This window comes from Acinetobacter sp. CIP 64.2, assembly GCF_000369645.1.
In the GTDB taxonomy this organism is placed as follows: domain Bacteria; phylum Pseudomonadota; class Gammaproteobacteria; order Pseudomonadales; family Moraxellaceae; genus Acinetobacter.
This window is the reverse complement of record NZ_KB850121.1, coordinates 334297-358732: the sequence shown is the minus strand read 5'-3', so window position 1 is coordinate 358732 and position 24436 is coordinate 334297. Positions and strand designations below refer to the sequence as shown.

The window sequence follows — 24436 nt, the reverse complement described above, 5'->3', positions numbered from 1 at the left end:
AGAATGTCAGTGTTGCATTAGGAGTCGGTATCTACAGAGCTAATCACCGACATGCCCGGACGTAAGTTTTCGATGCCTTTTTGATTTGGGTCAATGGCGATACGAACAGAAATCCGTTGTACCACTTTGGTGAAGTTACCTGTGGCATTGTCGGGTTTAAGCACGCTGAATTCTGAACCTGCCGCAGGGGAAATCTGTTCAACATGTCCTGTAAATTTCTGATGATTCATCGCATCGACAGTGAAATAGGCTTTTTGCCCGATTTTCATATTGGCAATTTGAGTTTCCTTAAAGTTGGCAATCACCCACGTTTGCGTTGGAATCAGATAAAGCAGCTGTGTTCCTGCCGCAACATATTGACCGACGCGCGGATTAACCTCACCCAATTGTCCGTCTAGAGGGGCAACAATGGTGCTGTAGTCTTTGGTGGTATTGGCTTGGTCAAGTTGCGCTTGTGCGCTATTCACTTGTGCTTTTAAGCCAGACTGCGCCACTTGCGCTGTTTTTAAGGCTTCTTGTGCCACCAAGATATTGGCTTCAGCCTGTTTGAGTAAGGCATGATTATTTTGTGCATCTGCCGCGGCTTTGTCTTGTTCAGATTTGGATGCAGCGCCACTATCGCCCAATTGTTGATAACGTTTTAATTGCGCCACAGATAAATCATATTGCGCCTTGACCTGATCCAGCTTGGCTTGTGCAGCCACAACATCGGCTTGACGTTGCGCAATCGTTTGGGTTTGATTGGCAAGACTGTTTTCTGCCTGCTCGACACCTGAGGCCGCCTGTGTGACCTTTTGGTCGTAGGTGGTGGCATCAATATGCATCAACACCTGACCTTGTTTGACTTGGTCAAAGTCTTTGACCAGTACATCTTTGATATAGCCATTAATCTGCGAAGACAGGATGGTGGTTTTACCTTTCACATAGCTATTGTCCGTTTGTTCAACCGCCGTATGGAATGGGCCAATACGCCACGCCCATAAGATAATGGTGATGCCAACCAATAATACCAGTAGCATCCACCACAGAGTCGAACGTTTGGTCTTGATCAGTTTACTGGTCGGTGGTGGAGGTGGCGGAGGCATTTGTGTCACTGTTTCAGGTGCCTTTACTGCTGGAGCTGTTTCATTTTGCCCAGTAGTTTGAGCCTGATTATTTTCGGGTTTATCTTGTTCTGACATCATCTTTTCTCAATCAAAAAGGACTAACTGGCTGCTTGCAGATTTTTTCGGGTTTTGTATTTATCCCGTGCATATTTAAATAGCCCCCAGAGCAATAACACCACTGCAAAGATACCATTCAATACGATGACATCGTTATAGGCGCGGACTTGGGCTTCACGAGTCACCACTTTATTCAGGTTCTGTAAGGCTTGGTTGTTTTGCAAAACTGGATCATTGCTATTGATCATGGCACTACGCTGATAGCTTTGTAAGCGTTGTGCCACAATCGGATCGGTTGGATTAAGGTTGCTGTTAATTTCAACTTTGTAATCATAGGTATGGCGTTGCTGGTAGGTATTAAAGAAGGAAGAGCCGACCAAACCACCAAAGTTCTGTGTTGCTGAAAACAATACAATGAAGGTCACCACATATTGTGGACCACGCTGTAAAGTGCGCATAAAACCCATCAGCAAGAGCGGGCCAATGAAGACACCACCTGCAAAGCTGACGAGAAACTGACTGCGATAGAAGTTGGCGGGTCGCACATCACTGGTCAGGTGATAATCCAGTGCACAGGCGATTAAAATTAAAATCTCAGCAAGGAATAAATTAAGAATAACGCGTTCGCGGTGAAAGGTCAGGGCACTAAACACGGAACCTGCTATTGTTCCGCAGAAGATCACCACATACAGCGGTACAAACTGGTCGGGACCCATTCCCATGGTTTTCAGGAAATTGACTGCGGCATAACTTTGCTCTGACATCAGTAAGCGTAAGGCAAAGGCACTGACCACGAAACTGAGTAAATCGCCTGCCGCTAACCAACGGGTCATAATCAGGGGGTTCGAACGATAATGCTCGTAGGTGAGACCGATCACAATCAAACAAAAACCCACGATCAAGGTATAGGCGAGCCACGGGCTATCAAACCACCATAAAATTGGCCCTTGGGTGAGTACAATACAGAGGCAGGCAAAACCCGGTGCGAGTAGGGCAAAGGTAAAGAAGTCCTGCTTCTCAAATACTTCCATACGTAAGCTGCGTGGTAGCTTTAACGCCACCACCATGGCAAAACAGCAAATCGCCAGACCTAATTCAAAAGTATAGATCACATCCCACTGGTTGGCACTCAGCAGAAAAGGAGAAATGATCCATGCCAATGGCAAACCCAGCTGCTGAAAGCCAAACGCGAGATAGATCCCTTTGGCCATATCTGCTTTGCCGAAGGCTTGCATGGTGTAATACATCCCTAGTGAACTGAGCGGAGCAGCGGCCAAACCTGCGATAAAACGCACAAATAGTGCCATTTCATAGGTTTTGACAAAGATATGTAGAACCAAGACACCAATAAAGACCAGTAGACCTATTTCAGAAAACAGACGCAAGCCGTATTGCTGTCGTGCCTTAAACAAGATGAGGTTAGAACTGACATTGGCCATGACATAGGCTGCGGGTAACCATGCTGCCTGCGATGGGGTTAGCCCATATTCACCTTGGAAGATCGGCAGGTTTGCAACAATAAAACCATTACTTAAACTGGCTGCGATACAAATCAATAAACCAATAATGAAGTAGGCAAAACGTTTTGGTCTGGCATGCGCAATTGCAGCAGGCGAACCCGGCAAAGTTGGACGCTCATCTGCTGACCAATCCGGAGGAGTCTCAAGATAGCGAGGGCTTTTATCCATGTTATTCCTCGAACTAAACTTTAATGCCGTTTAATAATAATTCTATTGCGCGTTTTGCCAGCCGAACTTGATCAGAGGCATGATGTCCTTGAAATGAAGACCCCAAGATCGCCGTAATCATCCCGAAGTCTTGCGGGGTAAGATCAGGACGACACAGTTGATGCTGTATGGCCTGATCAATCAGGGGTTGTAATGCTTTATCGCGTCTTTGATAAATGTTTAGCATGATTGGGTCTTTCCGATCAATAATGCGCCAGTAATCAATCAGTACAACTAAATGGGGCAGTTGTTCGATATGGCCTTCAATCAAACGGATAAAACCATCATTAAAAGCTAATAAAGCGTGTGAGCGTTGTTCCAGACGGGTAATGGCACGTTCTAATAAGGCTGCAACCAGTGCTTTGCGATCAGCAAAATTACGATAAAACGTCGCACGCCCGACACCCGCATGATCAATAATGGCTTGCAAAGGCACATGAACGCCTTGCTTGCGAAAGATTTCTTCGGCGGCATTGAGGAGTTCATCACGATTATGTGCTGCCAGCTGCTGACGTTTTGCCATGATTAAAATTCGTGGGGATTTAATGTAAATTAAACGGACATTTTTGTCCGAAGTAAATATCTACGGAAACTTTATTTTGTTTAATTTAGGTTAAATAGTAGCAACATCGTACTGTTATAACAGCATACAATGTTAAAAAATAAGCGTAAATTACTCATGTATAAAAAATACAAATAGGTGAAACATGCCAAGATTCATACATCATTTGCTCAGAGGAATAAAATATCGACCGTATTTATCGGCAACCTTTGCATTAGGTCTTTTACTTTTTGCTACCCTGCATTTATTTACACCATGGCATTGGGCAACCTGTTTATTGCTTGGCTGGAATATTGCGATTTGGCTGTATCTATTTCTGACCTTGAAAATGATGTGGCATCTGGAGGCGACACTGATCTTAAATCGTGCCAAGCAGCAAGATGAAGGGAAATGGATGATCCTGATTGTCGTGTTGATTGCCATCGTAATCTGTTTTATTGCGATTGTGATGCAATTGGGGCATGTACCGAAAGATCAGCCCGTTTTAAAAGGTGTGCTTATTTTGCTCACCATCGGGACGATTTTTTCAACGTGGTTATTGCTCCATACACTCTTTGCGATTCATTATGCCCATGACTTTTATCTGGCGAAAAGTCGTCATCAGGAACCGGGCCTGGATTTTCCCAAAACTGAGCAGCCAGATTATTTGGATTTTATTTACTTCAGCTATATCATTGGAACTTCTGCACAAACCGCAGATATTTCCATTACCAGCTCAGCCCTACGGCATCTTAATATTTTTCATTGCGTGCTGGCCTTTATTTTTAATACCGTAATTTTGGCGGTTACGATCAATGTCGCCGCCAGTTTGATTGGCTTATAATTGATAACTTATTTTTATATCTAGTTATAAAATTGATTATTTTAATTTTTGCATAGTGTCGGTTATTTTAAAAAGAGACCAAGCTCGCAAGGATAAGAAGATGAATACCCAGCATCAAGTTAATCAGCAACAATATCAAAATAAATCCCAAGCTTATTTAAACAGCACAGTGCATGCCCAAGGAATAGAGTTTGCGAAAATGCAGCACTTGATCCAGTCATCTCAATTGAAGAAGGTCTTGGACTTAGGCTGTGGCGGCGGGCATGTCAGTTACCAGATTGCAGCATTTGCAGATCAGGTGACGGCCTATGATTTAACACCGTCGATGGTTGAACTTGTTGCTGAACAAGCCAAGCAAAGGGGCTTTGATAATATAACAGTTCAGCAAGGTGCCGCGGAGTCTTTACCTTTTGCCGATCAAAGTTTTGATTGTGTGATGACCCGATATTCAGCACACCATTGGCAAAATGTGGCACAGGCGATGGCAGAAATACATCGTGTCTTGGCGCCACAGGGTAAAGTGATCATCGTCGATATTTTAGGGCATTCCAATCCTGTGATGGATACATTTTTTCAGACCATTGAAACGATTCGGGATCCAAGTCATGTACGCAATTATAGTTTGCAGGAATGGATGCGCTTTGCTGAATCTACAGGTTTTAGGATTGAGACCGTTGAAAAGCAGTATTTAGATTTAGAATTTACAAGTTGGACGGCGCGCATGCAAACCCCTGAATATGCGATTCAGACTATTCGTGCTTTACAAAAAAAGGCATCTGATCAAACCCAGCAATATTATCGTATTCAAGCAGATGGTTCGTTCAACAGTGAGGTGATGTATTTGGTACTTTCTCGATGTGGTCAATGAAGTAGATCATCAAGATCTACTTCATTTTTATCAATTTATGCTTGTTTAATGAAATACCGTTTCTAAAGCTTTTAAACCGACTTTAGGATCGAGCAGACCGTTATAGATTTCTGGAATTTGACGATCCACTCCTAAGAGCTGATAAATGGCAAGCATGGCACCACGGACGGAATATTCCACGGTAAACACCACATCATCTTCCAGTTCCACAAATTGACCCAAGAAGGCAAAGTTGGCTGCATTTTCTGGAATCAGTAAAGGACGGTCGCCCGCTTTACGACAGGCAAACAGGGCAGAGGCATAAGGCATCATCACCGTGGTTATATCACTATGCGCCAGTACATGATCCAAGATATCGTCGAATCCGAGCTGATGAATTAACTCAATCACAATCTCTTGCCCAGTGGCTTCACTCATTGGTTTCTTGATGTAGTCACCGATGTGGTCAATTTCAAAACCATAGCCCCACAAAGTGAATTTACCTTCAGGTAAGTCGGCAAAATGCGGTTGTGCAGGCACAACAATGGATAAATGCCAGCCCGATTCAAACCAGGTCATCAGTGCGCCTGTTCCCGGTTCATTGCCTGTGTATTCGATGATACGTTTCAGCAAGACATCATCGTGTAGCGTCAGGGTAAAGGACTTCCATTTATGTTCGTCGATATTGCCATTGAAGGTCATTGGGCGACCAAAATCAGGTGCTTTTTGTGCAAGGGTTTCCCACAAGCGCCAGCCATGATCCTGTCGATCACGAATTAGGGCAGGCACATCATGCTGACCGCCATAACGTGAATCTGCTGTAATCGAACCTAAAGTGAAAAGTGCCAAATCATGTTCACCCAATACAATCTGTTCCGTGCCTTCTGGCAGGTTGAGATACAATTTGCTTGCCTTACGCTCTTTACTCTGCTCGTCTTCAACAAAATCAGCGTCGGTGACATAAGTGCCAAAGCGGACATCTACGCCTTGTTCCACCAGCCAACGTTGTAAGGGATAAATCATCGAGTCATATTGATTGTATTTGGTGCGTTTAACCCCAGCCAAGGTATGGATACGGGGTAATTCTTGAATAAAACGTAAGAAATAACGACGTAATTCTGCTGCGCTATGCCATTTCTGGAAGGCAAAGGTGGTGCGCCACATCCGCCAAAAATTGCTTTGGAAAAAAGCATCATCAAAAAACTCATCAATACGACGGCTACCAATCCGATCTTCTTTGAGTGCCAACAGACGTAGCATCTGGGCACGATTCAAGGTGGATAAACCGAGCTTTTCGGCTTCTGCAATGACATGATTGGCATCAATTAAACGGGCTTGGGCGTGGGTTTTAATTTTTTCATTAAATTCACGGCATTCTTCCCGAACCGAAATAGTGGGATCTTCGAGTGAGGGGATGCTAGAGAATAGATCCCATGTGCAGAGGTAGGTTTCATCGGTCAGCATTCGTCCACCACGCGTCACCCAAGCATGATTGGGGTTGAGTGGGTTATGACCACCATCCATTGAACCCCCTGAAACCTCAAGCTCTTCTAAAATATGAATGTTTTGGGCTGGCACTTTGGCATCCCGAATGGCAAAGGCTGCCGCTGCCATACCTGCAATACCGCCGCCAATGATCCAGAGATGTGATTGTGAAGGGTCTAAAGTTTTCAGTTTCTTCGTTTGCATCTGATGTGCCCCGTTGTTTATCGTTATGAATGAAAATGAATTTAATTCCATAATTTTATTATGGGATTTAATCTTCTAAAAATAAATGAAAGTTACAGTAAAAAAGATGACAAATTTTGATCATAAAATTAGTTTGATAGAAAAAATGGATGCTGAGTTTATGAGTAATATAAATATGCTATTTTTAAGTGTTTGATATTAAAAATAAATTGAGTGTTTGCTCTAGATTGTGACTTCCCTGTCGGGTAAGGCATATGTAAGTGCCAATAAATTGATAAGATGAGTCAAAATTTTTATATCTTCTTGCTGAGATTTTTCAGTAAAATTAGTATTTGAAAATTATTCTAATCTAGAGGTTTCACTTGGAATCGTTATTGATTTTAGGCTCAATTGCTTTGGCATTAATGTTGGGTGCAATCAGCCCTGGCCCTACCTTTATTTATGTCGCCAAAAACTCAATTGCGATTTCGCGTAAGCATGGACTGTTTACCGCTTTGGGGACAGGGACGGGCGCTGCGCTATTTGGTTTTCTTGCAGTCATGGGGCTACAAGCCATTTTACTGGCTGTGCCTTCTGCCTATGTCGCGTTAAAAATATTTGGTGGCCTGTACTTGCTTTGGCTAGCGTATAAAATCATTAAACATGCCAAAGAACCGATGGAAGCAGTCAATGGCACTGTGAACCGTATGAGTTATGCACAAGCTTTTCGCTTAGGGCTGATTACCCAACTCAGTAACCCGAAGATTGCGATTATTCTTGCCAGTATTTTTACCGCCTTATTACCGAAAGAGATTCCAAGTTATTACTATGTGGTGTTGCCAATGCTGTGTTTCTTTATTGATGCAGGTTGGTATTCGTTGGTTGCGGTGGCATTGTCAGCAGAAGGGCCACGCAAAGTTTATTTAAAATCTAAATCGATATTTGATCGTATCGCAGGTGGGGTCATGACCTTGCTGGGGTTAAAGTTAATCTTTGGCATGAAATGATGCAGCAATAAAAAAGCGACCGAGAAGGTCGCTTTTTTATTGCCTAGAACCAGCTTATGCAGCTTAATCTTTAAAGTGTACAGGAATCCATTGATAGCTTTTTCCATCAGCAGAATAAATATGCCCAATCCCCGGGAAAGGTAAATGCGGAGCTGCAATGGTTTGGCCGTTTTTGGCGAAATCAGCAAACTGTTTTAAACGTGTTTCAACCGCTTTTTTCGGATCAATATCGTATTCAATCGCTGTTTTCGGTTGATCAAACTGTACGGTATGTGAATGCACGATATCCCCAATAAACACCACGCTTTCACCTTTGCTCTTTAATTCATAGCTAAAGTGCCCTGGCGTATGTCCCGCCGTATTGATGACTTTAAAACCTTGAATCTCATCACCCAGTTTATAGGTTTTAAAGCGTTGCTTGGCTTGGTAAGGGGCGATGGCCTGTTTAATGTGCTTCACCGTTCCTTCATAACCCGCTTGTTTGTCTTTTGGAAGCTTGGCTGCTTGTTTCGGGTCTAGCCAGTAATTGGTTTCGGCATTGGAAACGTACACAGTTGCATTGGGGAAGTTGGCAACGCCATCTTTACTGATGCCACAGACATGATCAGGGTGTAAATGTGTGAGTAAAATGGTATCGACCTGTTCAGGCTTGTAACCCGAAGCGACCAGATTTTTTAGGATCGAGCCCAAATGTGGGCCAAAACAACTGGCTGCACCGCTATCCACTAAAACCAGTGATTTTCCGGTATTGACGAGGAAAGCATTGATGGAGGTCTGTACGCCTTTCTCTTGATCTGCATAGTACTTCTTTAAGATTTGCTGCACTTGTTGTGGTGAAATATCTTTAAACAAGCTTGGTGACATAAAGTTAGTGCCATCGAGCAGGGCGGTAATTTGTACGTCACCGATTTGGTGTTGATAGTAGCCTGCAACCTGTTTTTGTTGTTCAATGATCGGCAGGGTTTTGCTGGTTTCTGCGTGGCTGAGTAAAGGGAAGCTGCTCAAGAATGAGATAGAAAGGAGGAGGGCTGTTTTTTTCATTTATAAATATTCTCAAAATTAGTTGAATTGTCTACTTTTTAACATGTGAGTACTTTTTTTGCATCTAAATTTTATGAATGTAAATAAATATAAATTAGTGAGAACTAAATTATTAGTAACTTTTTAGTTCTTATTTTTAGTAATAGATGAATGATAAAAATAAAATTTATCTAAGAAAAAGAGTTGATTTAATATCTTATAAAGTAGTTGTATGTGTAAGGATAAATATTTTAAGATGTACTAAATTTAATTTTTATATTTATTAAGTTTGTGGCTTAATTTTGATTTTAGTATATTAAAAATATTTTTCAGTTGGAGGAGTTGATTTGAATAAAATAATAAATATGTATTATAAGGAGTTCGAGTCATATGGTAGGTTTTGGCGGCTAAAGAATCCTATGCTACTTTTAGCTATATGTTCTATGATTATTTTTATTGTATTAGTTCTTAATCTTTTTGACTCCCATAAAAGAAACTATTTTTTTCAAGACTCTGGGCTATATTTTGTATTTATAGCAGAAGTTTTTACTTTATTTTTTTTTAGAGGTTTAGATAAGCAGAGAGATAGTCATATAGTAAAAAAATATGAAAAAAAATATAATAAAAAATTAAAGTTACGGGAAATTAAGAAGAAATGGTTAGAAAATACAATAGATGTTCCTGTGCATGAATATGCAATTTTAGCAGAGAAGATCGATAAATATTATATGCTGGAAGAAAAGTACGCTAAGCCTTCTTTAAGTAGAGATAAATTTATTGGCTATATTTTTTCTTCTGATTCTAAAAATAGAGTTTTGGCAATGTTTATGGGATTAGTCGCATTGTTTATGGGGTTGAATGTTGCAAGTGGTTCAAATGTAGAAAATTTATATGCTATCTATGAATCTTTAAATTTTTTAGAGGCTTTTCTTTGGATATTTTTTATTTCATTAATTATGTTTCTTTTCGCTTATATGTTTAGATTTACTCTATTAATGATTTTTAATTTTTTAGATTTTTTATTTGATAATACGGCAAGTGCTAACCGTATAAGTAAGAGGAAGAAAGAAATTTTTATATCTGAACTTATAAAATTTCATGAATTACCTAAAAAAAGACATAAGATTTATTTTTAAAAATGTTGTAATCTAAGATAACAGCCGAGCTAAAAATTAACTCGGCTTTGTGTAGATGGTTTCTTTTAAGACACTTTATCACCTGGTTTAGCGCCAGATTCAGGAGAAATCACCCAAACACCTTCGCCATTACCTGCGGCAAGGACCATGCCGTTAGAAATACCAAAACGCATTTTACGTGGTGCAAGGTTAGCGACCATTACCACCAATTTATCTTTGAGATCTTCTGGCTGATAAAACTCACGAATACCACTAAACACATTACGTGGTTCAGCTTCGCCGACATCTAAAGTCAATTGCAGCAATTTATCAGAACCTTCAACCGTTGCAGCTTTTAATACTTTTGCCACACGAAGATCAATTTTCATGAAATCTTCAATACCAATGATTTCAGCTTCACCGACTTTTGGCTCAGGCTTTTTCTCGGCTTTCTTTTCTTTTTTCTTCTCAGCTTTTGGCGCTTCTGCCGCCGCAGCTAAAGAATCTTTAGATGCATCCACCATCGCAGCAACAGCTTTGGCATCAACACGTTGCATTAACGGTTGGAATTGAGCAATTTCATGACTAAGCAAGATGTGCTGACGTGATGCAAAGTCAAAGCTTTCAAGCTGTAAGAAGGCTTGAACTTGTGCGGCAAGTGTTGGCAACACAGGCGCCAAGTAAATCGCAAGTTGGCGGAATAAGTTAATACCGACCGAGCACACATCATGAACTTGTTGTTCCTGACCTTCTTGCTTGGCAAGTGCCCAAGGCTTTTTCTCATCAATATACTGATTGGCACGGTCAGCCAAAGCCATGATTTCACGAATTGCTGCCGAGAATTCACGTGCTTCATAAGCCTGTGCGATTGAATCACCTGCATCAATAAAGCTTTGCACCAGTTCAGACTCTGCACATGTATTCGACAAAGTATTATTGAAGTTGGTGTTAATGAATTTTGCACAACGGCTGGCAATATTCACCACTTTACCCACAAGGTCAGAATTCACTTTCTGAACGAAGTCATCTAGGTTCAAATCTGAATCTTCAACTTTATCAGACAGCTTAGAGGCAAAGTAGTAACGTAAATATTCAGGATTCAAATGTTCTAAATAGGTTTCAGCTTTAATGAAGGTGCCACGAGATTTCGACATTTTCTGGCCATTCACGGTCAAGAAACCATTCACAAATAAACCTGATGGGGTACGGTAGTTGGCGCCTTCGAGCATTGCAGGCCAGAACAGCGCATGGAAGTAAACGATGTCTTTACCGATGAAGTGATAGACTTCTTTATCGCTGTCTTTTTTCCAGAAATCATCAAAACTTAAATCTGGACGTTTAGTTTTGATGTAGTTTTCAAAACTCGACATATAACCAATCGGTGCATCGACCCAAACATAGAAATATTTGTTAGGTGCATCTGGAATTTCAAAACCGAAATAAGGCGCATCACGCGAAATATCCCAATCCGATAAACCCGCTTCAAACCATTCATCGAGTTTGTTGGCAATTGAAACAGGTAAACGACCTTGGTCACGGGTCCATTTCTGTAAGTATTCTGAGAAATTCGGAAGCTTAAAGAAGTAGTGGTCTGATGATTTCTCAACTGGGGTCGCACCGCTCAAGGTTGAGCGTGGATTTTCTAATTCGGTGGCGTTATACGTTGTACCACATACTTCACAGGCATCGCCGTATTGATCTTCCGCTTTACATTTCGGGCATGTGCCTTTAATGAAACGGTCAGACAGGAACATGCCTTTTTCAGGATCGAATAACTGGGTAACAGGACGAATGGCAATATTGCCTGCTTCACGGTTTTTGATATAGATTTCTTCTGAACGCGCTTTGTTCTCGTCACTATTGGTTGAATCATAGTGATCGAAATGTACGCCAAAACCATCAAAGTCACGGATATGTTCTTTCTGAACATTGGCAATTTGTTGTTCTGGGCTAATGCCATTGGCTTCAGCACGCAGCATGATTGCAGTACCGTGAGCATCATCCGCACATACATAAGTCACATCATGGCCCATTGCACGCATCGCACGAACCCAAATATCTGCTTGGATATAACCGAGTAAGTGACCCATATGGATAGGACCATTGGCATAAGGTAGGGCATTGGTGACTAAAATTTTACGCACGGATATTGTTCTCTCATTCGTATTTACAAGGCAGATGATTTTACATGACTTGACGCTGACTTGCACAAGGGATTCAGTGAAATCTTTTCAAGCTGCGTTCTTATTCTATTTTGGCGACTTCATGCAAGCTTCACTTGTACTTCAATCAAAACACATTTCCTTTACTGATAATGGCTGCATGGTTCATCAGTGAAAGGAATAGAAATGAGGTCTTGGCATTTGCTTTGTGCATCTTTTTGCGCAAGTGTGGCATCGGTTTTTAGTTTTGTGATTCCGTATTGTTTGTTCTTAAATTTTCAACAGAACCATTTATTTCATGTGGTGAGTAACGGCATGGAAGTGATGTTGTACCTCACGCCCATTCTTATCGTGCTTGCTTTTATCTGCTATGTAATTTTGTTTGCCCTATTGAAATTACCAACCAAGATTTTCGATCTTGTTCAGTTTTTTAAAATAAGTCTGATCTTTTTTATCGCGTGGATGTGTTTGGTGCTGCTGATTTTATTTGAAGATCAGGTTAATGGCTTTGATTTTGAAACATTGGCCATGAGTCTTTTCATTTTTGTTGCGGTTTTACCTGTGCTTGCAGTGGGCTGTATCAGTGCCAATATCTGTTATGTTCTGATGTGCAAGAAAAAGTACACAAGTACTTTTAGTTAATTACTTTTAATTAACTGAAGCTTTTTTGTTTCGTAGTAGAAATAAACACTGTAGCTTTTGAGTTTAGTCTGATGTCCATTCAAGGTGAAATAACCTGAACAGGGTACTCGCCATTGCTTCTCTGTATTCTCAGTAAACCCGATCCAAGCATGGCCACTAAATGTAAACGTACGATCATCTTTCATTGTAAAGTCATCCAAATAGACTGCATCGCACCAGAATGTATTTTGACTAAAATCTATTTTAGAAAATTTCCAGCAACTTAAAAAAGCAATAAATGTTTCTAAGTCTTCACTTTGTTGATATGTTTTGAATCGAAGAATAGTTTGGGCAATATCACGCTCTATAGACAAGACTCTACGTTGAATTCTTCTTTTGCTGGAATAAACATATCTTGACCACTTTGCATACCGTTCCTCTTCTTGTTTTTGCTGTGTATGTTCTTCTTTATTCATATTTGATTTTGAGTAATTTTATCTACTCATTTTTAAGCATGGAATTTAGAGAAAAGTATGTACCCCGAAGGATTACATACTCTGCATTTGTTTCACAGTGACACTATGCTTTGAATTTTTTCTTAAAGAGATAATCTTTCCTTTAGACAGGAAATGAATGTGATAGCTCTTTAAGCCGTCCGTTTTCGGATCAAGCGTAATTTCAGCACACATCGGCGTTTGCCAAAGTTCATCACTGCCCAAAGTACCTAACCACGCCTGTGCTTTTAGCGCCACAGTAAATTCATCTTTGCACTCAAGTTCAGTAATACTCAGTTCACTGCACCAATGCTCAGTTTTAGGAAATTCAGCTTTAGAAAATTTCCAGCAGATTGTAAGCGCCAGACTGCTTTCAACAGGGGCTTGATCATCACTCTGTTGATCAATCACTGGAATTAACTGTTCAGCCAGATCCTTTTCAAATGAAAGAATCATGTTCTGGATTCTTCTTTTACTGGAAAGAATGTAGTTCAAGCGTTTTTCTTGGGCTTGAAGTTCCTGCTGAATTTCTAAAAGTTCATTTTCATTCATATTAGGTAATTCTGACAACGAGGTCTATGATTGAGATATTGCGGAAGTATAGCCGAACTATCTCCTTATATTGTTAATAGTTTTTAATACAAACTTATTGGTTGTAAAAATGATCGAAACAGCCCGACTACGTTTAAGACAGTGGCAAGCACAAGACTCTGCATGCTTTGCTGCAATGAGTACCCACCCTCAGGTGATGGAATATTTTCCTAAACTCCTGACCCGAGCAGAAAGTGATGCCATGATCGATAAAATGCAATCGATTATCGAAACCCAAGGCTGGGGTTTGTGGGCGGTTGAGCTAAAGCAAAATCAACAGTTTATAGGTTTTGTTGGTTTACATGATCAACCTACACAATTTTCCTTCTCGCCTTGTGTGGAAATTGGCTGGCGACTCGATCATGCCTATTGGGGGCAGGGTTATGCACCCGAAGCGGCTCAAGCTGCACTCGCATTTGCTTTTAATCAGTTGAAACTGGATAAAGTGGTTGCCTTTACCACTTTAGAAAATGCCAAGTCACAAACGGTGATGCGAAAATTAAGGATGAAAAAAGTGTCTGAGTTTCAACATCCCGCTTTAGCGACGGAGCATCCTTTAAGCTGGCATGTACTGTATGAAATTCTACGATCTGATTTTATTGAATAAATAGGATGTTATTCATTTATATGATTTTTATATCTAAAAATGAATAGCTTTAACAATCCGCAATTAATTGAATCTTCCTGTATCCCATTTGTTTCAATTTGCAGCAATAGACAAAAAAAAACTCCAAACACGGTATAACTAAGACTGATCCAAACAATATGTTTTTTACCTATAGTGAGGAAATACCATGACAAACGAAAAACTTAATGAATTAAAAGATCAGGCAGCAGAATTGGGTAACGACTTAAAATACAAAGCAAAAGAAGCTCAGCTACAAGGTGAAAAAGCAGTTGATGACTTAAAACATTCGGCAGAGGAATTGAAGTTAAAGGGCGAAAAAGCGCTTGATGACCTCAAGAAAGATGTGTCTGAGCAAAATGCAGAAGGTAAAGAAGCGCTTTCGAATAAAGTGGATGATCTGAAAACCAAATTTGAAGATACTCAAAATGCGGTTCAAGATAAATTTGATCACTTTAAAGAAGAAGCAAGTCATAAACTGGATGATGCCAAAGCCAAAGCAGCTGAATTAAAGGATGAAGCAGCTGCTAAATTTGATGATCTAAAAGCTCAAGCCAGCCATAAGCTAGATGATTTAAAGAAAGCAGCAACAGATACTTTAAATAAATTCAAAGGTTAAGCTTACTAACCGACGGATCGACTGAAAATATTCCTCAAACATAGGCAAACTATGTTTGAGGAATTTTATTTTAATCTCTTTTAAAGAAGTTTCTTGCTTCGCCTATTCGTCCGTACAAATGAACTGTACAGGCTGGTTAAGATGAGTATCTGTGTATTGCTGGTTTTCGATATCAAAAATTCTATAAAAAGGTTGCGAACGTTTTTTGTCAGGGAAAAGCTGATTTAGTAATGATTTTTCTAACAGAGGCTGAATATCTTGGATGTAGATTCGACCTTGTTTATCTATATATAGTTTTACATTGAATCTGAAAGAATCATCTTCTGAGAGCGAATCTTTTTGTAAAAGCAAACAAGCCGTTTCGGTTAGGAAAGAGGGGGATGCTACTCGTCGAATACGCTGTATCACAGACTGATTTTGCATAGAGATAAAAGAATAAACTTGCTCATAGTCTGAAAATAGTTGTTGGGGGTTGCGGTCATGCTGCTCTGTCGAAGCATCGCGTTTGGGCAAATCCTCTGGTTTTATCTGTTGGGCAAGTGCTAAAGCATGGTGATTGAGTATGTCTGAGTTGCTTGGTTTAAATAATTGAAATTTCATTCCTTGTTTTTCTGGGATAATTCTAACAGAGACCTTAATTTCAGACCAAGGCTCTTGACCTGTTTGCTTATTCACCACAATTTCTGTTTGTGGTGGCAATGGGTAAGGTGCCCGATTGATAGATTCTTGGGCGAACAGGGGAAAAGATGTCAGTAAACTGCATATCACGAAATAACACCGTGTCATTAAACGCCCCTATGACAAGAATAACGAGAATGTGGCTCAAAGCGTAAACATCCATTTGCTGCAGCACACATCATAAGCTTATGAATATAACTTGTTCCGCTAGAAGAATGACAGTTGTTTACGATAGCCATATAAAGCCGAAAAGTTGCTATAAAAAATGAGCAATTATCTGTTTTGATATGAGCGTCCATTCTTCAATACTGCTAAACTAGTCAAACTCAGTGAAATGTTGATCTGTTTTTGGAGTAAACAAAATGTCGTGGCTTTCTTCCTTAAAATCTGTTTTTTCGCCAGCACAAGAAGTGAAGGAAGACGAGATTCAAACAGTTCTACAAAATTATGTACTGCCACATTCAGACAATGCGCTAAAAGATCGTATCAGCCAAGTCAATGTACAAGGTCGTATTTTACAACTGACGGTGAATACCTTTCCTGAAGAAAAAGATCATTTACAGCAGATCCATGATGAGTTGGCTGAAGCTTTGGAAAAATGTGGTATCCAGGAATTAAACCTGCATATTATTCAACAAAAACATGCAGCGCATGGTGAAGCAGGTCATAGCTGCTCATCCAAGCCTAAAGCAGAAAATAGCAATTTGCCGCCAGTCATGGATGCTTCACCTCAAGTAGAAGCCGATCCTAATAATCCACCAATCCAGAAAGCGGCTCCGCAACAACGCGACGTTGCGGCACATCCTCGCATTCAAAATGTGATTGTGGTTTCATCTGGTAAAGGGGGGGTGGGTAAATCAACCACTACGGTGAATCTGGCACTGGCGTTACAGCAACTGGGTTTAAAAGTGGGTGTTCTGGATGCGGATATCTATGGTCCAAGTATCCCGACCATGTTGGGTAATGCAGGTAGAACACCGCAGATTGAAAATGAGCACTTCGTACCTTTAGATGCGTATGGCATGGCGGTACTGTCGATCGGGCATCTTATTGGTGAGCACAATACGCCTGTGGCGTGGCGTGGCCCTAAAGCAACAGGGGCGTTGATGCAATTATTCAATCAAACCTTATGGCCTGATTTAGATGTATTGGTAATTGATATGCCACCGGGAACGGGTGATATCCAGCTGACTCTGGCACAACGTATTCCAGTGACGGGTGCAGTGGTTGTGACCACACCACAAAATGTGGCGTTAATGGATGCCACCAAAGGGATTGAATTATTCAATAAAGTGAATATTCCGGTATTGGGTGTGATTGAAAATATGTCGACGCATATCTGTTCGAACTGTGGTCATGAAGAGCAAATCTTTGGGACTGGTGGTGGCGATCAGTTGTCTGAACAATATCAGATCCCATTGCTCGGCCGTTTGCCACTGGATGTAAAAATCCGTGAACATGCAGATAAAGGTACGCCAAGTGTGATTGCCAAAGATACAGCGGCGGAGAGCTATCTCAATATTGCACAGGCAGTCCTGCAACAGATGGAAAAACTGCCAAAGCGCCAGAAAGATGATAAACGTATCTTCTAAATAAACAAAAAACCCAACATCAACGTGTTGGGTTTTTACTTTCTGATTTTAATTTTAGTGGTTTTTGTTTCATCGCTTAAAAGCGACTGAAAAACTAAAATGGTACGTTGCTTGCTTCGTATTTGCTTTTATTTTTAGATAGGTTCTCGATCAAGATGCAATTTAAATATTTTATCGGCATTGCCAGTGTCTGTACGGCTGTATTGCTTAGTGCTTGTAATGGAGATAACTCTTCAAGCAGCAGTAACCAAGTACAAGAAAAACCAACATTACAGCCCATAGTGATACAGGGTGCTTTACCTGTTGAATCTGAAAGAATGGCGGCAAAACTAGACAATGCGACAGTAGAAACCATTGGTGGCTGGAAGTTCTGGAAAGGGACCTATAAGGGATATCCTGTTGTGGTCTCTAAAACCCGGATGGGCATGAGTAACTCTGCAGCGGCAACAGCGCTTGCGATTCAACATTATCAACCAATTGCCATTATCAATCAGGGGACTGCGGGTGGACATGACCCAGACCTGCATGTGTTTGATATTGTATTGGGTAAATACACGACCAATATTGGTGCATTTAAAACACCCCATAAACCGATTGGTGGTGGCTCTAATGCACTTGAATGGAATGAAGCTTTTGATGTGTTGCCAGATGATGAATCTGATCCAGAGCCAATTGCAATCCGTAAATTTGAAGGGGACAAGGAGTTACTCACAGCAGCCTATAAGGCCAAAGTGAACTATACCAAGGGGCAGGTAGTTGAAGGGGTTATCGGTTCAGCGGATACATGGAACAATGAGCTGGATCGCATCAAACTTTTTCATACGGTTTATGGAACTTCGGTCGAAGAAATGGAAGCCGCTTCTGTTGCTCAAATTGCGCAACAATTTAAAGTCCCATTCCTGGGTATTCGTGTGCTATCGAATAACATTACCAATAATGGAGCATATGACCCTGCGACAGGTGAAGCATGTCAGGATTATGCACTCGATGTTGCTGAACAATATATGAAGGCAAAAGCAGCAAAATAGTTTTCTAGAGAGAAGACGTCATTTAAATGATTTCTTCTCTCTGATGTTTCCTTCGATTTCGCCAGCTTCGGATCACGATCCAGCGCCATAGCAGAAGGGTTGCCAGATAGAACAAAATCGCAAACAAAATCGCTTCAATGATCAGCCCTGAAACCAAGATTTTAGCCAGACTGAAATCAATATGGCCATGCCCAAAGTTTTTGATCCAATTCAAAATTTGATGCAATACACCCAATAGCATGTCTTTATTGATCATATTGACATGATAAATTTTAGTCCCAAACCAAAAGCCCAAATAAAGAATGGGTACAACGGTAAAAGGGTTGGTGAGCCACGCCATACACAGGCCAATCGGTAAATTCACTTCAAAGAATAAAACTGTCAGAATAATAAACACACTGTGAAATGGGACGGGTAAAATTCCCCAAAAGGTGCCAATTAGTATTGCTTTTGCAATTGATCGGCGATTCACATACCAAAGTAATGGATTTAAGGTGCGCTCACCAAAAATTTTCATTAGCTTTAGACTAGCGACTTTCTCTGCTGAAGGCAGCCACTTGTGAAAGAATTGCTTAGGCATAAACGTTGCAATAAACCCAACAGGACAAGGAAACAGTTGATCGTATATAAAATAGCATTATTTACTTAGTGAAAACTTAAAAGAAACACAAACTTATTCCTTTAAAAAACAAGCTGATTGTCAATAGGTTACATTTATTCTATTTATATGATGATTTTTTTATGCTGTGACTATTGAGTAGAGAGGGCTTGAAATCTATAAAATGCATGTAAAACAAAAGCTTAATTTATTTTTCAACATAAGTGCTTACAGTTGTTTTTTTGCTATCCCTTGAGAATTGGATTAATCTGAAACGATCTTGTAGTGGGGTCATTCAATGATTTCATGGTTCTTTATTGGTTTAGTCATCACCATTTTGCTGACTCCTGGTCCTACCAATACTTTATTAGCATCTTCTGGTATTCAGGTAGGATTACGTCGCTCTTTATTATTGATTCCCGCAGAAGCTGTGGGCTATATCATTGCGATTAGTGCTTGGGGAATACTGATTGGTAAAGTGTCTGCAACCTTGCCAGCATTGCCGATTTTCCTGAAATTATTAAGTGCGGCTTATATCGTATTTCTTGCAATTAAGTTGTGGCGTACTGCAAATCAAGAAATGGCCTTAAATCAACCGACCATTCGACCTAGAGAGTTGTTATGCGCGACCTTGTTGAATCCTAAGGCACTGTTATTTGCCTCAGCTATTTTTCCTGTTGCCGCATGGCAAAACCAAGAAATTTATATGACGCATATGGGGAGCTTTGTTGGACTAATTCTGCCGATCGCTTTATTCTGGATTTCTGTTGGTGCAATGTTAGCAACCAATAAAGTAACATGGTTGTCTCAATCAAAATTACAACGTACTGCCTCTGTGGTTCTTATGGCTTTTGCCATCCCGATTAGCTACTCAGCCCTCATCAATTTATAACTTTCACAGCGCTATCCCGAAGAACAGGATGGTGCTGTTGTTTTCATTGATATCATTTTACGTTAAAGTACTCGCCAATTATTAACTTCGTCTATGGATAAAAAGTCATGGCAATAAAATCTGATCGTTGGATTCGTGAAATGAGCGAAAAACACGGCATGATTGAACCTTATGCAGAGAATCAAGTTCGTTTTGATGAAAACGGTGAAAAGTTGATTTCTTATGGGGTATCAAGCTATGGCTACGATGTCCGTTGTGCACGTGAGTTTAAAGTGTTTACCAACGTTCATTCAGCGATTGTCGATCCAAAGAATTTCGATGATAAAAGCTTTATCGATATCGAATCTGATGTATGTATTATTCCACCTAACTCATTTGCTTTGGCGCGCACCATTGAATACTTCCGTATTCCACGTAATGTTTTAACTGTTTGCTTAGGTAAGTCGACTTATGCACGTTGCGGGATTATCGTGAACGTAACGCCGTTAGAACCAGAGTGGGAAGGTCACGTTACCCTTGAGTTCTCAAATACAACCAATTTACCTGCACGTATTTATGCCGGTGAAGGTGTTGCACAGATGTTGTTCTTTGAAAGCGATGAAGTGTGTGAAACTTCATATAAAGATCGTGGCGGTAAATACCAAGGCCAAACTGGTGTGACATTACCAAAGACCTAATTTTTAATCATTCTAAATTTTAACCATTGATCAATGGGTCAATGGTTAAAACGTTCTAACTAAGAATTGAATAATAATTTTAATACTGATGTTCAAATTTACTTACTTTAAAAAATAATAACGCTCTTTCTACTTTTATTTTTAATATTTTCTCATTTTTAATGGGGGGGGTTTATCATTCTAAATAAGATTCTTATTTTTCCATTGCCTTTGCTCTTCTTCCTTCATACAGACATTTCAAACTTACTCGCTCGAGCTGATTTACTTTATTACTTGGTGATGTTTTAACCATTGGTCAGGAAAATATATTAATTAATCAAACAATAAAGAAGATATGCTAAAAATAAACCGCAATTTTTAAAATATTAAGAACAGGTGAGAATAATTGTGAATAAGATCTATCAACTAGTATGGAATGCGACATATCTTTGCTGGCAAGCAGTGAGTGAAATGGCGAAAGGGGGCGTGGTTGCAACGCAATCAACAACAATCAAATCTAAAACCTCTATTGCTCATACAGTAAAACGAGCAGCATTCTTTGCGGTGAATGTACTCAGTGCAAGTATTACATTTGCAGGACCAACTGGAGGAGTGGTCAGTTCAGGAACAGCCACGATTTCAACCGCAGGAACCACCACCACCATTAACCAGTCAACCGCAAAAGCCGCGATTGACTGGAGCAGTTTTTCCACCAATAGCAATGAAATCGTGAATTTCGTGCAACCAAATAGCAGCTCGATTACCTTAAATCGCGTCACGGGGACAAGTGCATCCAATTTAAATGGTCAGCTAAATGCCAATGGACAGGTATTTATTATTAACCCGAATGGGGTGTTATTTGGCAGCACCTCGCAGGTCAATACGGCAGGTTTGGTGGCATCGACCCTGAATTTGAGCAACAACGATTTTAATAATAATCTATTTAATTTTACCAATACCAGCAATAACAAAACCGTTGAGAACCGCGGCAAAATCACCGTGCCTACAGGTGGTACAGTGGCCTTGATTGCACCAACGGTAAAACACACAGGCACGATTAATGCAACGCAGGGCAATGTATTATTAGCGGCTGGTGGAGATATCACCCTGAATCTAAATAATGGTAGTTTATTGGGTTACACCATTAATCAGGGCAAGGCACAAGCCTTGATTAACTCAGGCGGCATGATTCAAGCCGATGGTGGTAAAGTGATCCTGACTGCAAAAGGGATTGATGAATTAAGCAATGCCGTAGTGAACAGTGTTGGGGTGATCCAAGCGCAAACGGTGAACAATGTCCGTGGCGTGATTGAGCTTGGCAGTGATTTAAGTAGTGGTACGGTAAATGTCAGCGGTACGCTAGATGCATCGGCTCCGAATGGAGGCAATGGTGGGCAAATCAAAACTGCTGCGGCAGAGGTTCATGTCAGTTCAGGCACGAATATCACAACACAGCGTAATAGTGCGAGCAGCTTACCGCCGACCAGCAGTGGTTGGGAACTGAAAGCTAAAAATATCGATGTCGATTTCTTTGGTGGCAGTGTCAGCAGTAGCACCTTGGGTGATGCTTTAAACAAAGGTAATGTGAGCTTAAATGCGATGGGTACAGCCGAAGGCCAAGGCAATATTAATATCAATGATGCCACCAGTTGGAATGCCAATACAGCACTTACACTAAGCGCAAACAAAGATATTAACTTTAATAGTGACTTGGATTTAAGTGGAGATAAGGCCAAGCTTGCCATGAATTATGGTGCGGGTTCGGATTACAACCTAAATAATGGCGCCAAGATTAATATCAGTGGTTCATCCCCGACCTTATTGATTAATGGAACTTCCTACATTGTGATCAATGATCTAGGTGAAGAGGGTGATGCCAATATCAATACCTTGCAAAGAATGAACAATAACCTGACAGGAAATTATGTCCTAGGCAGTAATATTGATGCTTCTGATACCGTGAACTGGAATGGTGGTAAGGGATTTAAACCTATCGGGGATTATATTGAAACAGTAACGATAAACAATGATCCAAATGCTCCGGGAGGAATGAGTATTTCTCAAGGTCTGATCGATCAACCTTTTACTGGAAATTTTCATGGTTTAGGGCATTCTGTTACTGGGCTTCATATTAATAGACCTGATCAATTGCTATTGGCATTGCCAACAGAGTTACCTGCAACTTTTAGCTTTCATTCGATAGGATTATTTGGTGCCACAACCAATATGATCAGAGATATTGGAACTACCAATGGTTCAATAAAAGGAAGCAGTAATGTCGGAGGGCTGATCGGATTCCAGAAATCTGGAGTTGCTAAAAACATTTTCAGTTCGAATTCTATAGAGGGGGTATCAAAAGTAGGGGGACTCATTGGTAAGAGTGGTGACAGGAATGCCAGTAACCAGCAAACTGCGGCATCGATTTTAAATTCTTATGCGACTGGAAATATTAAAATTTCTAATATTGCTCCTTCAGTAAATGCGACCAATATAGGGGGGCTGGTTGGTCAAAGTTTCAGTCTGATTAAAGATAGCTATGCTACGGGGAGTATTGATTCAGAAAGTGCTGGTTCATATGGAGTAGGTGGCTTAGTTGGTGAGCAGGTCAATAATGACATTATTCGCAGTTATGCAACAGGAAATATCTGGGGCAATGTTGAATATTTTGGGGGACTGGTTGGTGTATTAAGATATGCTCAGGGTAATACCAAAATTTATCAGAGTTATGCAACGGGAAATCTGCACGGTAAAGTTCAAGCAGGTGGATTAATCGGATTTGTTGGACTCGAAGCCTCTTATAATAATCCAAGTCGTGATATAGATTCGATAGCAACCGTTGAACAAAGTTATGCCACAGGGAACGTAAGTGCTTTTGATGATACTTATCTTGCATCTACTGGTGGACTTATTGCTTCAATTAACGGGGCGGTCAAGATCAAGAACAGCCACGCTACTGGAGATGTGAATGGAGCATCCAAGACAGGAGGCCTGGTTGGTTCAATTAGTAACAACTTCCCAAGCACACAGCATAAAACTGAAATTGAAAATAGTTATACAACAGGTCATGTCACTGGAACCGAATATACAGGTGGTCTAGTAGGGAATAATTTATCAGAAAGTATTATCCGGGACAGTTTAGCTCAGGGGCAAGTGAACGGAACAAATTATGTAGGCGGTCTAGTGGGTTTTAATGGGACTGAAATTATAAATAGCTCAGCTACAGGTATTGTAAACGGTGAAAATTATGTCGGTGGATTGGTCGGGAAGAATAGACAGACAATAAAGGATAGTTATGCGACAGGAGATGTAAAAGGACAGGAAAATGTCGGTGGCCTAGCGGGTTCTAATGAAAAATGGGTAACTGGAGGTGAGATAAGTAATACTTATGCGACAGGGAGAGTTGAAGCTAATAAAAATGTAGGAGGGTTGGTTGGTGCTAACTTTTTAGGTGAGATATCTTCGAGTTATGCCAGCGGAGCAGTAAAAGGATATCAATATACTGGTGGCCTACTTGGAAATATACAAGGGGGCAGCCTTGTAAATACCTATGCCGTGGGCAATGTGACAGGAGAGAATTCTACTGGTGGCTTACTAGGAGGCACTTCTTCGAATAATCTGGCAAATGTTGAGAATAGTTTTTCTTCTGGTTGGGTTAGTGGGACAGTCTATACAGGTGGGCTCATTGGTAATAATAATGGTATCTCTATCGCTAAAAATAGCTATTGGAACACTGAAACTTCAGGACAATCTACCAGTGCAGGAGGGGTTGGAAAAAATACAGCAGAAATGCAAAAAATCCTGACCTTTACAGGGTGGGACATTGCTGATGTCTCTGTCCCAAATTCAACTTCGACATGGGTAATTGATGAAAATCACAAAACCCCATGGCTTCGCTATAATCATTGAGATTAAAACAGATTATTAAAATATAAGACCAGAGGCCGAAGC

22 protein-coding genes are annotated in these 24436 nt (G+C 40.5%); 12 read left to right on the top strand and 10 right to left on the bottom strand.

Going from position 1 to position 24436, the window contains the following annotated elements; translation table 11 throughout:
- Positions 1 to 17 precede the first annotated feature (17 nt).
- The 3 genes from F895_RS14675 to F895_RS14685 all read right to left on the bottom strand — a co-directional run bounded on the left by F895_RS14675 (position 18) and on the right by F895_RS14685 (position 3413).
- The gene (locus F895_RS14675) at positions 18 to 1085 is read right to left on the bottom strand and encodes an HlyD family secretion protein (RefSeq protein ID WP_227501358.1); all 1068 of its coding nucleotides are present in this window, start codon (positions 1083 to 1085) and stop codon (positions 18 to 20) included.
- 119 nt (positions 1086 to 1204) lie between these two features.
- Positions 1205 to 2851 carry an MFS transporter gene (locus F895_RS14680; RefSeq protein WP_005239436.1) on the bottom strand — a complete coding sequence of 549 codons (1647 nt, stop codon included), beginning with the start codon at positions 2849 to 2851 and terminating at the stop codon, positions 1205 to 1207.
- A gap of 13 nt (positions 2852 to 2864) precedes the next feature.
- Positions 2865 to 3413, bottom strand: a complete 549-nt coding sequence (locus F895_RS14685) for a TetR/AcrR family transcriptional regulator (RefSeq protein WP_005239435.1) — start codon at positions 3411 to 3413, stop codon at positions 2865 to 2867.
- Positions 3414 to 3597: 184 nt separating this feature from the next.
- Between F895_RS14685 and F895_RS14690 the strand changes: the two genes are divergently transcribed.
- On the top strand, positions 3598 to 4275 hold the full coding sequence (locus F895_RS14690; protein ID WP_005239432.1) for a DUF1345 domain-containing protein: 678 nt from the start codon (positions 3598 to 3600) through the stop codon (positions 4273 to 4275).
- 100 nt (positions 4276 to 4375) lie between these two features.
- Entirely contained in the window at positions 4376 to 5143 is a 768-nt protein-coding gene (locus F895_RS14695; RefSeq protein WP_005239431.1) for a class I SAM-dependent methyltransferase, read from the top strand.
- A gap of 45 nt (positions 5144 to 5188) precedes the next feature.
- On the opposite strand, the gene F895_RS14700 is transcribed toward F895_RS14695, so the two are convergent.
- Positions 5189 to 6811: an oleate hydratase gene (locus F895_RS14700; protein WP_005239428.1), complete on the bottom strand. Its 1623-nt coding sequence runs from the start codon at positions 6809 to 6811 to the stop codon at positions 5189 to 5191.
- A gap of 362 nt (positions 6812 to 7173) precedes the next feature.
- Here F895_RS14700 and F895_RS14705 point away from each other — a divergent pair, with 362 nt between their 5' ends.
- Positions 7174 to 7797, top strand: a complete 624-nt coding sequence (locus F895_RS14705; RefSeq protein ID WP_005239427.1) for a LysE family translocator — start codon at positions 7174 to 7176, stop codon at positions 7795 to 7797.
- Positions 7798 to 7860: 63 nt separating this feature from the next.
- Here F895_RS14705 and F895_RS14710 read toward each other — a convergent pair whose 3' ends face one another.
- Entirely contained in the window at positions 7861 to 8838 is a 978-nt protein-coding gene (locus tag F895_RS14710) for an MBL fold metallo-hydrolase (protein ID WP_005239425.1), read from the bottom strand.
- Positions 8839 to 9236: 398 nt separating this feature from the next.
- Between F895_RS14710 and F895_RS14715 the strand changes: the two genes are divergently transcribed.
- A complete protein-coding gene (locus tag F895_RS14715) occupies positions 9237 to 9953 on the top strand; it encodes a hypothetical protein (RefSeq protein ID WP_228128854.1) in 717 nt (238 codons plus the stop codon).
- 65 nt (positions 9954 to 10018) lie between these two features.
- Here the strand turns inward: F895_RS14715 and metG are convergent, their stop codons facing one another.
- Entirely contained in the window at positions 10019 to 12076 is a 2058-nt protein-coding gene (gene metG, locus F895_RS14720) for a methionine--tRNA ligase (protein WP_005239419.1), read from the bottom strand.
- Positions 12077 to 12280: 204 nt separating this feature from the next.
- Between metG and F895_RS14725 the strand changes: the two genes are divergently transcribed.
- A complete protein-coding gene (locus tag F895_RS14725; protein WP_005239417.1) occupies positions 12281 to 12736 on the top strand; it encodes a hypothetical protein in 456 nt (151 codons plus the stop codon).
- On the opposite strand, the gene F895_RS14730 is transcribed toward F895_RS14725, so the two are convergent.
- Together F895_RS14730 and F895_RS14735 are read right to left on the bottom strand one after the other, a co-directional pair.
- Positions 12733 to 13191, bottom strand: a complete 459-nt coding sequence (locus tag F895_RS14730; protein WP_005239415.1) for a hypothetical protein — start codon at positions 13189 to 13191, stop codon at positions 12733 to 12735. The two genes, F895_RS14725 and F895_RS14730, sit on opposite strands and share 4 nt — an antisense overlap.
- A 72-nt stretch (positions 13192 to 13263) precedes the next feature.
- Positions 13264 to 13761, bottom strand: a complete 498-nt coding sequence (locus F895_RS14735) for a hypothetical protein (RefSeq protein ID WP_005239413.1) — start codon at positions 13759 to 13761, stop codon at positions 13264 to 13266.
- 109 nt (positions 13762 to 13870) lie between these two features.
- On the opposite strand from F895_RS14735, the gene F895_RS14740 reads away from it, so the two are divergent.
- A complete protein-coding gene (locus F895_RS14740; RefSeq protein ID WP_005239411.1) occupies positions 13871 to 14407 on the top strand; it encodes a GNAT family N-acetyltransferase in 537 nt (178 codons plus the stop codon).
- A gap of 187 nt (positions 14408 to 14594) precedes the next feature.
- The gene (locus F895_RS14745; RefSeq protein ID WP_005239410.1) at positions 14595 to 15044 is read left to right on the top strand and encodes a hypothetical protein; all 450 of its coding nucleotides are present in this window, start codon (positions 14595 to 14597) and stop codon (positions 15042 to 15044) included.
- Between the two features lie 102 nt (positions 15045 to 15146).
- Here the strand turns inward: F895_RS14745 and F895_RS14750 are convergent, their stop codons facing one another.
- Positions 15147 to 15719 (bottom strand): hypothetical protein, encoded by a 573-nt coding sequence (locus tag F895_RS14750; protein ID WP_228128853.1) that lies wholly within the window; start codon positions 15717 to 15719, stop codon positions 15147 to 15149.
- 365 nt (positions 15720 to 16084) lie between these two features.
- Here F895_RS14750 and apbC point away from each other — a divergent pair, with 365 nt between their 5' ends.
- Both apbC and F895_RS14760 read left to right on the top strand, forming a co-directional pair.
- Positions 16085 to 17314, top strand: a complete 1230-nt coding sequence (gene apbC / locus F895_RS14755) for an iron-sulfur cluster carrier protein ApbC (RefSeq protein ID WP_005239405.1) — start codon at positions 16085 to 16087, stop codon at positions 17312 to 17314.
- A gap of 155 nt (positions 17315 to 17469) precedes the next feature.
- The gene (locus F895_RS14760) at positions 17470 to 18342 is read left to right on the top strand and encodes a 5'-methylthioadenosine/S-adenosylhomocysteine nucleosidase (protein ID WP_005239403.1); all 873 of its coding nucleotides are present in this window, start codon (positions 17470 to 17472) and stop codon (positions 18340 to 18342) included.
- Between the two features lie 22 nt (positions 18343 to 18364).
- On the opposite strand, the gene F895_RS14765 is transcribed toward F895_RS14760, so the two are convergent.
- Positions 18365 to 18922: a DUF2062 domain-containing protein gene (locus F895_RS14765; RefSeq protein WP_005239401.1), complete on the bottom strand. Its 558-nt coding sequence runs from the start codon at positions 18920 to 18922 to the stop codon at positions 18365 to 18367.
- A 316-nt stretch (positions 18923 to 19238) separates the two neighbouring features.
- On the opposite strand from F895_RS14765, the gene F895_RS14770 reads away from it, so the two are divergent.
- The 3 genes from F895_RS14770 (at position 19239) to F895_RS14780 (ending at position 24394) form a co-directional block, all read left to right on the top strand.
- Positions 19239 to 19832: a LysE family translocator gene (locus tag F895_RS14770; protein WP_005239398.1), complete on the top strand. Its 594-nt coding sequence runs from the start codon at positions 19239 to 19241 to the stop codon at positions 19830 to 19832.
- Positions 19833 to 19939: 107 nt separating this feature from the next.
- Entirely contained in the window at positions 19940 to 20509 is a 570-nt protein-coding gene (gene dcd, locus F895_RS14775) for a dCTP deaminase (RefSeq protein ID WP_003653416.1), read from the top strand.
- Positions 20510 to 20896: 387 nt separating this feature from the next.
- Positions 20897 to 24394, top strand: coding sequence for a GLUG motif-containing protein (locus F895_RS14780; protein WP_005239396.1), 3498 nt, complete (start codon positions 20897 to 20899; stop codon positions 24392 to 24394).
- Positions 24395 to 24436: the final 42 nt, after the last annotated feature.